The organism is Enterobacter sp. RHBSTW-00175 (assembly GCF_013927005.1).
Lineage (GTDB): Bacteria > Pseudomonadota > Gammaproteobacteria > Enterobacterales > Enterobacteriaceae > Enterobacter.
Window position 1 is genome coordinate 437,946 of record NZ_CP055930.1, and the last position, 14,413, is coordinate 452,358.

Consider the following 14,413-nt stretch of genomic DNA (forward strand, 5'->3'; position numbering starts at 1 on the left):
TTGTAGCCCGCCCAATTTCGGCGGTAACGAAAGAGGATAAACCGTGTCCCGTATTATTATGCTGATCCCTACCGGAACCAGCGTCGGCCTGACCAGCGTCAGCCTTGGCGTTATCCGTGCTATGGAACGCAAAGGCGTTCGTCTGAGCGTCTTTAAGCCAATCGCCCAGCCACGTGCCGGTGGCGATGCGCCTGACCAGACCACCACCATCGTGCGCAAGAACTCCAATCTGCCAGCAGCTGAACCGCTGAAGATGAGCCACGTTGAATCTCTGCTTTCCAGCAACCAGAAAGACGTGTTGATGGAAGAGATCATCGCCAACTACCACGCCAGCACGCAAGATGCAGAAGTGGTACTGGTTGAAGGCCTGGTGCCAACGCGCAAGCATCAGTTTGCCCAGTCTCTGAACTTTGAAATCGCGAAAACGCTGAACGCTGAAATCGTTTTTGTGATGTCCCAGGGTACAGATACTCAGGAACAGCTGAAAGAGCGTATCGAACTGACTCGCAGCAGCTTCGGCGGCGCGAAAAATACCAACATCACCGGCGTTATCGTTAACAAACTGAACGCACCGGTTGATGAGCAGGGTCGTACTCGCCCTGACCTGTCCGAAATCTTCGACGACTCTTCCAAAGCGAAAGTGGTTAAAGTTGACGCGGCTAAACTTCAGGAAGCCAGCCCACTGCCTGTTCTGGGCGCGGTGCCATGGAGCTTTGATCTGATTGCGACCCGTGCAATTGATATGGCGCGTCACCTGAACGCTACCGTGGTTAACGAAGGCGACATCAACACCCGCCGCGTGAAGTCTGTCACCTTCTGTGCGCGCAGCATTCCGCACATGCTGGAACACTTCCGTGCAGGTTCCCTGCTGGTGACCTCTGCTGACCGTCCTGACGTGCTGGTTGCCGCGTGCCTGGCTGCGATGAACGGCGTGGAAATCGGTGCCATCCTGCTGACCGGTGCTTACGAAATGGACCCACGCGTAAGCAAGCTCTGCGAGCGTGCTTTCGCCACTGGCCTGCCAGTATTCATGGTGAACACCAACACCTGGCAGACCTCTCTGAGCCTGCAAAGCTTCAACCTGGAAGTGCCGGTTGATGACCACGAGCGTATCGAGAAAGTTCAGGAATACGTTGCAAGCTACATCAACGCAGACTGGATCGAATCCCTGACTGCAACCTCCGAGCGCAGCCGTCGTCTGTCTCCTCCGGCATTCCGTTACCAGCTGACCGAGCTGGCGCGTAAAGCAGGCAAACGTGTTGTTCTGCCAGAAGGCGACGAACCACGTACTGTTAAAGCGGCTGCCATCTGTGCAGAGCGCGGTATCGCGACGTGTGTGCTGCTGGGTAACCCGGAAGAGATCAACCGCGTAGCAGCCTCTCAGGGCGTTGAGCTGGGCACAGGCATTGAAATCGTCGATCCAGAAGTGGTTCGCGAAAGCTATGTTGCACGTCTGGTCGAACTGCGTAAGAGCAAAGGCATGACCGAAGCTGTTGCGCGTGAACAGCTGGAAGACAACGTGGTTCTGGGTACGCTGATGCTGGAACAGGACGAAGTCGACGGCCTGGTTTCTGGTGCGGTTCACACCACTGCGAACACCATTCGCCCGCCATTGCAGCTGATCAAAACAGCGCCAGGCAGCTCTCTGGTGTCTTCTGTGTTCTTCATGCTGCTGCCTGAACAGGTTTATGTTTACGGTGACTGCGCGATCAACCCAGATCCAACCGCAGAACAACTGGCTGAAATCGCTATCCAGTCTGCTGACTCCGCGATTGCGTTCGGTATCGAACCACGCGTGGCGATGCTCTCTTACTCCACCGGTACTTCTGGTGCAGGTAGCGATGTAGAGAAAGTTCGCGAAGCGACTCGTCTGGCACAGGAAAAACGTCCTGACCTGATGATCGATGGCCCACTGCAATACGACGCCGCCGTTATGGCAGACGTTGCGAAATCCAAAGCGCCGAACTCGCCGGTTGCAGGTCGCGCTACCGTGTTCATCTTCCCGGATCTGAACACCGGTAACACCACCTACAAAGCGGTACAGCGTTCAGCTGACCTGATCTCCATCGGGCCAATGCTGCAAGGGATGCGCAAACCTGTGAACGACCTGTCTCGTGGCGCGCTGGTAGACGATATCGTCTACACCATCGCTCTGACCGCGATCCAGTCTTCACAGCAGCAGTAAGATAAAAAGCCCGGTGGCGCTAGCGCTTACCGGGCCTACGGTTTTGTAGGCCGGATAAGCGAAGCGCCATCCGGCAAGAAAGGCGACTACAGAGTCGCCTTTTTTATTTACAGCAGCTCTCTTGCCGCCGACACAATGTCATGTGCCGTCAGGCCGTACTCTTTTTGCAGGAAATCCTGCGTACCCACCTGGCCGTAACGTTCCTTCACGCCCACGCGCCGCATCGGCACCGGACACGTCTCTACCAGCACTTCCGCGACGGCTGAACCCAGCCCGTTATGAATACTGTGGTTTTCGCAGGTGACGATACGCCCGGTTTTCTCTGCATAATTCTTCACTAACATGCGGTCAATGGGCTTGAGGGTAAACATGTCGATGACCGCAGCGCTCACCCCTTCCTGCTCAAGCTGACGCGCGGCTTCCAGCGCTTCTGCCACCATAATGCCGTTGGCAATCAGAGTAATGTCGGTTCCTTCACGCAGCACGTTGCCTTTACCGATAGTAAACGTCGAGCCCGGCGCATAGACGCTCGGTGCCTGCTTACGGATGGTGCGCACCCAGTAAAAGCCTTCGAGGTCGATAAGCTGGCGCAAAACATCTTCGAACATCACTGCATCGGTGACTTCCAGCACTACCGAATGGGCAAGGCCACGCACAATGCCCATATCCTCAAACGACATATGCGTGCCACCGTTGTGACAGGCCGTCACGCCGGCATCAGATGCGATAACTTTCACGTTATTACGCTGGTAGTCCAGGGACATAAACAATTGGTCAAAACAGCGGCGGCTGGCGAACGCGGTAAAGGTATGCACGAAGGGTTTACGTCCGGTGAGAGACAACCCAGCCGCCGTACCAATAACGTTAGCCTCCATAATGCCGCAGTTAATCACATGCTGCGGGTAATCGCGCGCCACGCCGTCCATTGCCATAGAGCTCATCAGATCGGCTTCCAGGGCGATTATCTTGCTCCCGGCCTCAATCTGTTTTGCCACAAAACCGGCGTAGACTTTACGCATCTCTACGGCATCTTTTTGTCCTGCGGGTGCAACCTTAATCATGTGAAGCCTCCAGTTGGCGGATTGTCTCGTTGAGTGCCGCTTTGCTCTCTTCGGTCAATCGCAGGTGGTGCGAATTGCTAAGCTGCTCCAGATACGGCACCCCCTGCCCTTTGATGCTGTCGAGGATCACCACCCGCGGACGCGCATCGGCCTGCGGTATCAGGGATGTCACCTCCAGCAGCGCCGGGATGTCGTCACCTTTTACCGTCACCACGTCAAAGCCAAAGGCGCGGAATTTCCCTTCCAGGTCGAATGCGCTGATGATTTCGTCCAGCTCGCCATCAAGCTGCTGTTTGTTCCAGTCAACGAACACCGTCAGGTTGTTCAGGCGATGGTGGGCAATAAACTGGAACGCTTCCCAGCACTGCCCTTCGTTCAGCTCGCCGTCACCCACGATGCAAAATACCCGGTTCGGCCTGCCTGACAGCTTGTGCGACAGCGCCATTCCGCCTGCGATGGAAATCCCCTGCCCCAGGGAACCGGTGGTAGCGTCCACACCACGCGTTTTCAGCCTGTCCGGGTGGCTTGGCAGACGCGTTCCGTTCTGGTTCAGGGTGCTCAGCTCTGCAACCGGGAAGTAGCCCTTAATCGCCAGGGTGCTGTACAGCGCCGGGCCAGCGTGTCCTTTCGACAGCACAAAGTAGTCACGCTCTGGCCAGTCGGGGTCGGCCGGGTCAATTTTCATTATCGCCCCGTACAGAACGGCCAACGTTTCGACCACCGACATACTGCCGCCATAGTGACCAAAACCCAGCTGCGTCAGTGATTTCAGGGTTTCAACGCGGATTTCACGCGCCAGTTGGGTGATTTCAGTGACATTCATGATTTGGCTCCGGTGTTTTCCTGCGCATTACCGCCCGCAGATTTGTTTTTAGCGAACACGTTGTACGCCACCAGCAGCGCGAACAACGCAACAACAAGCCCGGTGATCGCCATTGGCGACAGGAAGCGTGCGAGGTTGCCCAGCACAATCCCGACTGCGCCGAAATCAGCATCCGAGAAGGTGGTGTTGGCAAAACCAATCGCCCCGAGAACCGGCAGCAGCAGTACAGGCAAGAAGGTGATCAGCAGGCCGTTGGCAAACGCGCCAATCATGGCCCCGCGACGCCCGCCGGTTGCATTACCGAACACACCCGCCGTTGCGCCAGTAAAGAAGTGCGGCACCACGCCCGGCAGGATAAGCACCCAACTGAACTGACCGCAGATGAACAGCCCGACCAGACCGCCGAGGAAGCTGAACAGGAAGCCAATCAGCACCGCATTTGGCGCATACGGGTAGACCACAGGGCAGTCCAGCGCCGGGCGCGCATTCGGCACCAGTTTTTCAGAGAAGCCGGTAAAGGCCGGAACGATCTCCGCCAGAATCAGACGCACACCTTGCAGGATAATGAACACGCCAGCCGCAAAGGTAATCGCCATGATGATGGCATACACCAGGTAGTTCTGGCCGCCGCTGAAGGTCGCCTCTACGTATTCACGCCCGGCACTTACTGCCATGATCAGATAGATAATCATCATGGTCAGGGAGATAGAAATAGAGCTGTCACGCAGGAAGCTAAGGTTCTTCGGCAGGTTCATCTCTTCGGTTGAACGCGAGCCTTTGCCGCACTTGCTGCCAATCCAGCCTGAAAGCACATAACCAAGCGTGCCAAAGTGGCCGAAGGCGATCTCATCGTTGCCGGTAATGCGCTTCATGTAACGCTGCGCAATCGCCGGGAAGAACGCCATGATCAAGCCCAGGATCAGTGAGCCGGTGAACACCAGGCCGACACCTTCAAACCCTGCCACTGTCAGGATCACGCCAATCATGCACGCCATATAGAAGGTGTGGTGTCCGGTCAGGAAGATGTACTTCAGGCGGGTGAATCGCGCGACAATAATATTTGCCACCATCCCGAAGGCCATAATCAACGCCGTGGATGCACCGTATTTCTCCAGCGCAATAGACACAATCGCTTCGTTATTAGGGATGATGCCCTGAATAGTAAAGGCATGTTCAAACATTCCACCTAACGGATTTAAGGAGCCCACCAGTACCGTGGCGCCGCCGCCCAGAACAATAAAACCCAGAATGGTTTTAATTGTGCCTTTAACGACATCGGAAAATGCTTTTTTCTGCGCAACCAAACCGATTAACGCAATTAAGCCAACCAGCACCGAAGGGACTTTTAAAATATCAACAACAAAATTCAGCGTTTCAAGGATAAACATATCCACCTCGCCTCTTCAGGGTTTATTGTTTTGCGAACCAGGCACGCAGTTGCGTTTCAAGTTCGTTGATATCGATGATGTTATTGATCACCACCAGTTGGCTTTCTGGCACGCTGGCGCTGGCCGCAATGTCTTTTGCCATCACAAAGAGATCGGCGGCACCCGGCGTGGCTGAAGAGAGATCGGAGTGTTCGACATCCGCGTCAATTCCCAGTTTTTTAAGCACCTTTTTAATATTCATTTCGACCATAAAACTACTGCCCAGGCCAGAACCGCAAATAGCCATGATTTTCATTGTTATCCCCTTTTTTGAGTAGAGTACGTCGCATCACGCTTTCGCGTAATGTTGAGACCAATCGGTTTAAAGTAATTAAATCAGAAGCGGTCGATAATCTTTTTAATATCCTCCAGCGTATTCGCCTGATGCAATTCAGCCATATCTTCGTCACTGGAAAATAACTCTGCCAGCGCAGATATCATTTCAATATGACTATGCTTATCGGGGGCCGCCAGCATAACGATCACATCAACGGGATCGAATTCTCCGGCACCAAAAGACACTCCGTGTTTCAGTTTTAATAATGACAGGCCAAGTCCTTTTGCCCCCTCTTCTGGCCGCGCATGTGGCATAGCCAGCCCTGGTGTCAGCACATAATACGGCCCGAGCTTATGGTGCTGCTCAACGATTGCCGTCACATACTCTGGCGCGATCACCTGCATGTCGAGCAACGGTTTTGCACACAGCTCCAGCGCCTGAGGCCAGTTTTCTACGCTGTCCTGAAGGGTGATGGTTGTATCATATATCCAGCTTTTGAGCACTTTGCTCTCCCGGTGTTACGCAAAAGATGAGCAAACTTTATTCAACACCTGAATACTTGACTGTGATCATGATCGCAAAGATAGCGCTACCAATTACTAACATTCAGAATTGTGATAGCGCTATCAAATTGTAATCAATGTGTGAAATCACAGAAAATAAAGGGATTTAAGGCGTATACTGCCTGTCACGTGAAGCGAAGGATGAAATGAGTCGCGACTGGTCAGCAGGAAGGTGTATGTCTCTAACCCGAAAACGACGTAGTACCGGTAAAGTGACACTTGCCGATGTTGCACAACTTGCTGGTGTGGGCACGATGACCGTGTCCCGTGCGTTACGCACACCCGAACAGGTTTCCGATAAACTACGTGAGAAAATTGAAGCCGCTGTGCAGGAACTGGGGTATATGCCCAATCTGGCCGCCAGTGCGCTGGCATCGGCCTCCTCATGGACGATCGCAATGGTTGTTCCCAACCTTTCCGAAGCAGGTTGCTCGGAAATGTTTGCCGGTTTACAGCAGGTACTGCAACCCGCGGGCTACCAGATAATGCTGGCAGAATCTCAGCATCGTCTTGAACAAGAAGAGAAACTGCTCGAAACCTTGCTGGCATCAAACATTGCCGCCGCGATTTTACTCAGCGTCGAACATAGCGATACCGTTCGCCACTGGCTGAAGAATGCCTCAATTCCGGTGATGGAAATGGGGGCAATGCGTGCCGACCCTATCGATATGAATATCGGGATCGACAACGTGGCCGCCATGTATGAGCTGACGGAGATGCTTATCCAGCGCGGCTACCAGAACATAGGCCTGCTGTGCGCTAACCAGGAACAGTGGATATTCCAGCAACATTTGCAAGGTTGGTACAAAGCCATGCTGCGCCACCATATGTCGCCTAATCGGGTGATTAATGCCGCCATGCCGCCTAATTTCTCCACCGGCACGGCGCAACTGCCGGAGTTTTTACTGGCCTGGCCTGAGCTGGATGCGCTGGTTTGCGTCTCGGACGAGATGGCCTGCGGGGCGTTGTACGAATGTCAGAGACGTCGCATCAAAGTGCCGGACGAGCTTGCGGTGGTCGGGTTTGGCGATAGCGATGTGAGCCGTGTCTGTCAGCCGCCGCTGACCACAATGGCCGTGCCGCATCGTAAGATTGGTATTGAAGCGGGAAAGGCGCTGCTGGAACGTCTTAATGACGGAGACTGGAGCGATCATAAACCTATCGCCTCCAGCCTGTGTTTGCGAGAGAGTTGTTAAGGCTTATTCAGCCTCTTCCTGTTTCTCGGGTTTTGCGGATTCGTTATTGGCGTTGCGACTCATCCACAGCGCCAGCGCTTTTAACGAATCTGGGGTGAATTCATCGCAGCGAGCGGTGATCTCTTCAGGGGTCATCCAGCTCACTTCGCTGACTTCTTCTTCCTGAAGCGCAAATGGCCCATGGGATACGCAGCTAAACAGCCCGCCCCAGACGCGGCAATTTTCGTCTTCAAAATAGAACTGACCGTGCTCGGCAAACGGTACGCCCGCAATACCTAACTCTTCTTCGGCTTCACGACGTGCTGACTCCAGCAACACTTCGTCTGCCTGAACGACGCCGCCCGCAGTGGCATCCAGCATCCCGGGGAGAAAATCTTTGGTGTCAGTGCGACGTTGTACCAGGATTTTGCCCATACCATCATGAACCACGATATAGGTTGCACGGTGGCGCAGACGCTCTGCACGCATTTGCGCGCGGCTTGACTGCGCGATCACTTCATTGTCTTCGTTGACAATGTCTACCCACTCTGTACTTGCCAAATGACTCTGCTCCACCATCGGGAAACCTTTTCGTCTGAGCGCTCTTACGGCGCGTTTGCAGTTGAGGTGTAACTTACGGATTAATCGTTACCTGCGCAATAACTTGCTGATCATTAAGTGCGATAACGCTTAACGTATTCTCATCCAACAACCCGTAGCTCGCCGGGTATCCGCCTTTCGGTATGCTCACTGAACCGGGGTTAAAGTGATAAATCTCCCCACGTTTTTCCGCCACAGGAATATGAGTATGACCATAAACCAGGACATCGCCAGCGGCGAGCGCAGGGAGATTGTCCGGGCTAAAAAGATGACCGTGAGTCAAAAAGAGACGGCATTTTTCCAGCACAACCTGCTGCCAGGGTGCCGTCATGGGGAAATGCAGCAGCATCTGGTCAACTTCACTATCGCAATTACCGCGCACGGCAATAATGCGCTGTGCAACCGTGTTGAGCTTCTCAGCAACCTGCGCCGGGGCGTACCCTTCCGGTAACGCATTGCGCGGGCCATGGTTCAACACATCGCCCAGAATAACCAGCCACTGCGCCCGGCTCTGTGCGAACAGAGATAACACCTGCTCTGTTGCGGGCAGCGACCCGTGAATATCCGACGCAAACATAAGTTTCATCAGCCACTCCTCAGGAAAACAGACTGCCCTATCATACCTGAAGCCTCAGGGCTTATCAGCACGCACGCTTAGCGGAGAGTGCCACAAAGCGCTGTACTGACGCGCGCTGCCACTGGAATGTCACATAATCGACCAGCAACTGAGGAACTTCGTCGCCGTTGAGAATAAGACGGTTCAGCATCAGCGCCAGGTCGATATCGGCAATACACCATTCACCAAAAAGATTCGGATTACCGTGGGCCAGCAGCGATGATGCGGTATCAATGAGTTTACGCGCGCTGGCAAGGCCTTCCTCACTGAGCGGCGGTTTTTTCACCCCGGCAAAAACAACATCGGTGGAGCGTTCCACACGGATCGGCACCAGGTCACTGCGTAACCACGCCTGGATCTGACGCGCCCGCGCACGTTTCTGGAGATCGTGCGGGTAGATGCGTTCCCATTCCGGCGGCGCAAACCGCTCTTCCAGGAATTCCGCAATCGCCGACGATTCGCTGAGCTCGAACCCGTCAATTTCCAGCACCGGCACGCGGCGGGTCAGCGTGTAGCCCTGCCATTCTGGTTTCAGGTGAGCGCCACTGTTCAAATCAACGGTTTTAAGCGTAAACGACAGCCCTTTTTCGGCCAATGCGACGTACACGCTCATGACATATGGGGAAAAGAAATCGGCATCGGACCATAACGCAATTGCAGGTTGGTTCATAATTTCCTCATCGACTGACTGGTTTTCACTCAACATATAATCTCTTTGCTTCCCTGTCACTTGATGAAAACTCACGATTTACAACAAGCACCTATACTCGTTTTTATCGCCCGGCACTTTGTCATAACAGGAGATGAGAATGATAGACCTCTACTATGCCCCTACCGCGAATGGTCATAAGGTCACCCTCTTTCTGGAAGAAGCAAAACTGGATTACCGGATCATCCGTGTCGATATCAGCAAGGGCGACCAGTTCAGACCGGATTTTCTTGCCATCTCACCCAATAACAAAATTCCTGCCATTGTTGATAACGCGCCAGCGGACGGCGGTAGACCGCTTAGCCTGTTTGAATCAGGCGAGATTTTGCTGTATCTGGCAGAGAAAACCGGCAAGCTTCTCAGCGGTGAATTGCGTGAACGCCACCACACACTGCAATGGTTGTTCTGGCAATCAAGTGGGCTCGGGCCCATGCTGGGGCAGAATCACCATTTTAATGCCTTCGCGCCGCAGCTGATCCCCTACGCGATAGAGCGCTATCAGGTTGAGACACAAAGACTTTATGGCGTGATGAATCGTCGGCTGGAAAAATCACCCTGGCTCGGAGGCGATCATTATAGTATTGCCGACATCGCCTGTTGGCCGTGGATCAACACCCACGAACGGCACCGTATTGATTTAGCCACTTACCCTGCGGTGAATAACTGGTTCGAGCGCATCCGTACGCGCCCGGCCACCGAGCGCGCCCTGCAAAAAGCGCAACAGATTTAAACACCTGCCCCTCTTGGGCAGGTGTTATATCCTCATGTATCATAGAGGAAATAATGACACGGAGAAGACCTGCAATGTCGCAACATGACGCTATTATTCGCATCAAAAACTTACGCTTACGCACCTTCATCGGTATCAAGGAAGAAGAGATCGCCAACCGCCAGGATATCGTCATCAATGTGGCAATCCACTACCCGGCCGACAAAGCGCGCGCCAGCGAAGACATCAACGATGCGCTGAACTATCGCACCATTACCAAAAGCATCATCCAGTACGTTGAGAACAACCGCTTCTCTTTGCTGGAAAAATTAACTCAGGATGTGCTCGATATCGCACGCGAACATCATTGGGTCACTTATGCTGAAGTAGAGATCGATAAACTTCACGCCCTGCGTTACGCCGACTCAGTCTCCATGACGTTAAGCTGGCAACGCCAGGCATAAACCTGGAGGTCGTATGAAGATTCTGCTGACTGGCGGCACTGGTCTGATTGGAAGCCATCTCATTCCTCGCCTGCAAGCATTACACCACGAGATTACTGTTGTCACCCGCAGCCCGGAAAAAGCACGTCAGGTGCTCGGAACAGGGGTCGACATCTGGAAAAGTCTGGCAGAGCAGCAGAATCTTGACGGCTTTGATGCCGTTATCAACCTTGCCGGCGAACCCATCGCCGACAAACGCTGGACAGCAGAGCAAAAACAGCTGCTGTGCAGCAGCCGGTGGAATATCACTGAAAAGCTGGTTGAGCTATTCCGTAACAGCCATACCCCGCCAGCGGTGTTCATATCCGGCTCTGCTGTGGGATATTACGGCGACCTTGGTGAAGTGGTGGTTACCGAAGAGGAACCACCGCATAACGAATTTACCCATAAACTCTGCGCTCAGTGGGAACGCATCGCCTGCGCCGCGCAGAGCGATAACACCCGCGTTTGCCTGCTGCGAACCGGCGTGGTACTTGCGCCAAAAGGCGGCATTCTGGCGAAGATGCTCCCCCTCTTCAGGCTGGGACTGGGCGGACCGATCGGTAATGGCCGTCAGTATCTTGCCTGGATCCATATCGACGATATGGTCAACGGTATACTCTGGCTTCTGGATAACGATCTGCGCGGGCCGTTTAATGTGGTGTCTCCATATCCGGTACGTAATGAACAGTTTGCTCATGCGCTGGGTCATGCGCTTCATCGCCCGGCGATATTGCGCGTGCCTGCAACGGTAATCCGGTTAATGATGGGCGAAGCGTCTGTGCTGGCGCTCGGTGGGCAGCGCGCGCTGCCAAAAAGGCTGGAAGCGGCGGGATTTGCGTTTCGCTGGTACGACTTAGAAGAGGCGCTGGGGGATGTGGTGGGTCATTCTCACCCGTAGATTATGGCAACTATCACCACACCCCGGCTGCACCTGGCTCCTTTCGAACCCTCTGACTGGGCGTTTTTCCGCACCCTGCGGGAAGACCGCGCCATCATGCGCTATATGGCTGCCATCGCACCGGAAAAAGAGACGCGTCGCGTGTTCGCTGCGCGCCTGACCGCGCCGCATATTTTTGTTATTCGTATGCATGATGATGATACCCCGCTTGGTGATATTGGCCTGCAAATCAGCGCGGTAAACCGCGAAGAAGCGGATATTGGTTATACGGTGGTGCCCGCAGCGCAGGGAAAAGGGATCGCCAGCGAAGCGCTTTGTGCGATGTGTGAGTACGCGTTTAACCAGACGGGCGTGAAGGCAGTTAACGCCTACGTGCTTGCGGATAACGGCGGGTCGGTGCGGGTGTTAGAAAAAGCGGGGTTTGTGCGTACCCAAGTGCTGGAAAAGGCGTATGAGATTGACGGGGTTCGGTATGACGACTGGGTTTATCGACTGGAATCTACCGGACGGCAACAGACTTTGTAGGCCCGGTAAGCGAAGCGCCACCGGGCGAATTGGCGGTACTGCGGCCTGATGCCCTCACCCCGTCCCTCTCCCACAGGGAGAGGGAGAACTCCAGTTACTTCAGAGAGCCTTTCAGGAACTGTTGCAAACGCGCGCTTTGCGGGTTCGCTAACACCTCATCCGGGTGTCCTTGCTCTTCGATTTTCCCCTGATGCAGGAAAATCACGTGGTTCGACACGTTACGGGCAAAGCCCATTTCGTGCGTCACCACCACCATCGTTTTCCCCTCTTCGGCCAGCTTCTGCATAATGCGCAGTACCTCGCCAACCAGTTCAGGGTCCAGCGCAGAGGTCGGTTCATCGAACAACAGCACTTCCGGCTCCATCGCCAGCGCGCGGGCAATAGAGACACGCTGCTGCTGACCACCGGAAAGATGCACCGGGTACTTCATCTGCTGACGCTCATCAATACCCACTTTCGCCAGGTATTTGATCGCGCGTTCGCGTGCTTCCTGTTTGCTTAAGCCCAGCACCTGAACCGGCGCTTCCATCACGTTCTCCAGCACCGTCATATGGCTCCAGAGGTTAAAGTGCTGGAACACCATTGTCAGGCGGGTACGCAGCAGGCGCAGCTGGTTTTTATCCGCCACTTTCAGCTGACCGTCTTTATCTCGCACCAGGTTGATGTTCTGGCCGCTTACCACGATGGAGCCTTCGCTCGGCTTTTCGAGGAAGTTAATGCAGCGCAGGAAGGTACTTTTACCCGAGCCAGATGAGCCGATAATACTGATCACATCGCCCGCATTAGCCTGTAGCGACACCCCTTTCAGCACTTCATGTTCGCCGTAGCGTTTGTGCAAGTCGATAACGTTTAGTTTGTTCTCAGCCATCATAATTCTCAGTGCGTCGAAGAAGGTTTTATATGCTGCAACCAGCGTTTTTCAGCCTTGCGGAACAGGCTAATCAGGACATACGAAATAATCAAATAGAGTACTGCCGCAATGCCAAACGCGGTAAACGGCTGATAGGTCGCGGAGTTAATATCACGGGCGATTTTGAGCAGATCCGGCACAGTGGCAGTAAACGCCAGCGCGGTAGAGTGCAGCATCAAAATCACTTCGTTGCTGTATGCCGGCAGTGCGATACGCAGTGCCGATGGCAAAATAATGCAACGGTAAAGCTTCACAGAAGAGAACCCGTAGGCACGCGCGGCTTCGATTTCACCGTACGGCACTGAGCGAATAGCACCGGCGAAAATCTCGGTGGTATAGGCACAGGTATTCAGCGTTAAGGCCAGCACCGTACAGTTCAGACCGCTACGGAAGAAGGCATTCAGCATTTCAGTGCCTTTTACTATCTCCAGGGTGTACATACCGGAGTAGAACACCAGCAGTTGCACGTACAGCGGCGTGCCGCGAAAAACATAGGTAAACAGCCAGATAGGGAAACGAATAAATTTGTTATTCGACACGCGACCAATGGCCATAAAGATCGCCAGAATGCCGCCCATCGCCACCGACGAAATCAGCAGCCACAGGGTTATCGCCACACCGGTGAAGCGATAACCATCTGTCCACAGCAGCGATTTCCAGTATTCCTGAATAATCTCAATCACAGGTCAGCCCTCTTCACACCCACGGAGTAGCGACGTTCGAGCAGAAGCAGCACACCATTGGAGACGGTCGTAAAGACCAGATAGATAACGCCACATACCACAGCAAAGTAGAACGGCTCCCAGGTACTCTTACCCGCAAGCTGCGTCGCTTTAACCACGTCTTCCAGGCCGAGCAGAGAAACCAGCGCGGTCGCCTTGAGGATAACCTGCCAGTTGTTACCGATGCCCGGCAACGCGTAGCGCATCATGGCCGGGAACATGATCCGGCGAAATGTTTGTGAGGAGGTAAAACCAAACGCGGTCGCTGCTTCAATGTGCCCTTTCGGCACAGCCATGTAAGCACCGCGGAAGGTTTCCGTGAAGTACGCACCGTAGATAAAGCCGAGGGTAATAATACCGGCCACCATTGGGTCGATATCAATTTGCTCCATGCCGATGGCGTCTGTCAGGCTGTTCAGCGCAATCTGGAGGCCGTAAAAAATCAGCAACATCAACACCAGATCAGGAACACCGCGAATCAGCGTGGTATAGCCTTCAAACAGCAGCGCCAGAGGTCTGTTTGCTGAAAGCTTTGCCCCTGCACCCGCCAGGCCTATCAGCACCGCCAGCACCACGGAGCTGATAGCCAGCTCAAGGGTGACCAGCGCGCCTTGTAAAATAACGCCAGAAAATCCGTACAGCATACCGCGTGCCCTGTCGTATCGTGAGTAGTGAAACCGTGTCTTTTCCCCTCCCATATCAGGAGGGGGCGCACGTTATATGACGGG

17 protein-coding genes are annotated in these 14,413 nt (G+C 54.1%); 6 read left to right on the plus strand and 11 right to left on the minus strand.

What is annotated here, in order from left to right; all coding sequences use genetic code 11:
- Window positions 1-43: 43 nt before the first annotated feature.
- The gene (pta, locus tag HV107_RS02055) at window positions 44-2,185 is read left to right on the plus strand and encodes a phosphate acetyltransferase (RefSeq protein WP_014071117.1); all 2,142 of its coding nucleotides are present in this window, start codon (window positions 44-46) and stop codon (window positions 2,183-2,185) included.
- 107 nt (window positions 2,186-2,292) lie between these two features.
- Here the strand turns inward: pta and HV107_RS02060 are convergent, their stop codons facing one another.
- From HV107_RS02060 to HV107_RS02080, 5 genes are all read right to left on the minus strand, one after another.
- Entirely contained in the window at window positions 2,293-3,246 is a 954-nt protein-coding gene (locus HV107_RS02060) for a transketolase family protein (protein ID WP_166716418.1), read from the minus strand.
- Entirely contained in the window at window positions 3,239-4,069 is an 831-nt protein-coding gene (locus HV107_RS02065) for a transketolase (protein ID WP_182061870.1), read from the minus strand. Before HV107_RS02065 ends, HV107_RS02060 begins: the two co-directional genes overlap by 8 nt.
- A complete protein-coding gene (locus HV107_RS02070; RefSeq protein WP_182061871.1) occupies window positions 4,066-5,457 on the minus strand; it encodes a PTS ascorbate transporter subunit IIC in 1,392 nt (463 codons plus the stop codon). Before HV107_RS02070 ends, HV107_RS02065 begins: the two co-directional genes overlap by 4 nt.
- A gap of 22 nt (window positions 5,458-5,479) precedes the next feature.
- Window positions 5,480-5,752, minus strand: coding sequence for a PTS sugar transporter subunit IIB (locus HV107_RS02075; protein WP_182061872.1), 273 nt, complete (start codon window positions 5,750-5,752; stop codon window positions 5,480-5,482).
- A gap of 80 nt (window positions 5,753-5,832) precedes the next feature.
- Window positions 5,833-6,276 (minus strand): PTS sugar transporter subunit IIA, encoded by a 444-nt coding sequence (locus HV107_RS02080; RefSeq protein WP_182061873.1) that lies wholly within the window; start codon window positions 6,274-6,276, stop codon window positions 5,833-5,835.
- Window positions 6,277-6,512: 236 nt separating this feature from the next.
- Between HV107_RS02080 and HV107_RS02085 the strand changes: the two genes are divergently transcribed.
- A complete protein-coding gene (locus HV107_RS02085) occupies window positions 6,513-7,532 on the plus strand; it encodes a LacI family DNA-binding transcriptional regulator (RefSeq protein WP_182061874.1) in 1,020 nt (339 codons plus the stop codon).
- 3 nt (window positions 7,533-7,535) lie between these two features.
- On the opposite strand, the gene yfcD is transcribed toward HV107_RS02085, so the two are convergent.
- From yfcD to yfcF, 3 genes are read right to left on the minus strand one after another with little or no spacing between them, the layout of a single operon-like run.
- Window positions 7,536-8,090, minus strand: coding sequence for an NUDIX hydrolase YfcD (yfcD, locus tag HV107_RS02090; RefSeq protein WP_182061875.1), 555 nt, complete (start codon window positions 8,088-8,090; stop codon window positions 7,536-7,538).
- Window positions 8,091-8,145: 55 nt separating this feature from the next.
- A complete protein-coding gene (yfcE, locus tag HV107_RS02095; protein ID WP_182061876.1) occupies window positions 8,146-8,697 on the minus strand; it encodes a phosphodiesterase in 552 nt (183 codons plus the stop codon).
- A 55-nt stretch (window positions 8,698-8,752) separates the two neighbouring features.
- Window positions 8,753-9,397 carry a glutathione transferase gene (gene yfcF, locus HV107_RS02100; protein ID WP_182061877.1) on the minus strand — a complete coding sequence of 215 codons (645 nt, stop codon included), beginning with the start codon at window positions 9,395-9,397 and terminating at the stop codon, window positions 8,753-8,755.
- 139 nt (window positions 9,398-9,536) lie between these two features.
- Here yfcF and yfcG point away from each other — a divergent pair, with 139 nt between their 5' ends.
- The 4 genes from yfcG (at window position 9,537) to HV107_RS02120 (ending at window position 12,053) form a co-directional block, all read left to right on the plus strand.
- Window positions 9,537-10,166: a GSH-dependent disulfide bond oxidoreductase gene (gene yfcG, locus HV107_RS02105; protein WP_182061878.1), complete on the plus strand. Its 630-nt coding sequence runs from the start codon at window positions 9,537-9,539 to the stop codon at window positions 10,164-10,166.
- Window positions 10,167-10,240: 74 nt separating this feature from the next.
- Complete coding sequence (gene folX / locus HV107_RS02110) at window positions 10,241-10,609, plus strand: dihydroneopterin triphosphate 2'-epimerase (protein ID WP_182061879.1); 369 nt, start codon at window positions 10,241-10,243, stop codon at window positions 10,607-10,609.
- A 13-nt stretch (window positions 10,610-10,622) separates the two neighbouring features.
- Window positions 10,623-11,528: a TIGR01777 family oxidoreductase gene (locus HV107_RS02115; RefSeq protein WP_182061880.1), complete on the plus strand. Its 906-nt coding sequence runs from the start codon at window positions 10,623-10,625 to the stop codon at window positions 11,526-11,528.
- A gap of 3 nt (window positions 11,529-11,531) precedes the next feature.
- Window positions 11,532-12,053 (plus strand): GNAT family N-acetyltransferase, encoded by a 522-nt coding sequence (locus HV107_RS02120; protein WP_182061881.1) that lies wholly within the window; start codon window positions 11,532-11,534, stop codon window positions 12,051-12,053.
- A 94-nt stretch (window positions 12,054-12,147) separates the two neighbouring features.
- Here the strand turns inward: HV107_RS02120 and hisP are convergent, their stop codons facing one another.
- From hisP to HV107_RS02135, 3 genes are read right to left on the minus strand one after another with little or no spacing between them, the layout of a single operon-like run.
- Window positions 12,148-12,921, minus strand: coding sequence for a histidine ABC transporter ATP-binding protein HisP (hisP, locus tag HV107_RS02125; protein ID WP_182061882.1), 774 nt, complete (start codon window positions 12,919-12,921; stop codon window positions 12,148-12,150).
- Window positions 12,922-12,929: 8 nt separating this feature from the next.
- Complete coding sequence (locus HV107_RS02130) at window positions 12,930-13,646, minus strand: ABC transporter permease (RefSeq protein ID WP_182061883.1); 717 nt, start codon at window positions 13,644-13,646, stop codon at window positions 12,930-12,932.
- Window positions 13,643-14,329, minus strand: coding sequence for a histidine ABC transporter permease HisQ (locus tag HV107_RS02135; protein ID WP_182061884.1), 687 nt, complete (start codon window positions 14,327-14,329; stop codon window positions 13,643-13,645). The genes HV107_RS02130 and HV107_RS02135 overlap by 4 nt, the downstream gene beginning before the upstream one ends.
- Window positions 14,330-14,413 lie beyond the last annotated feature (84 nt).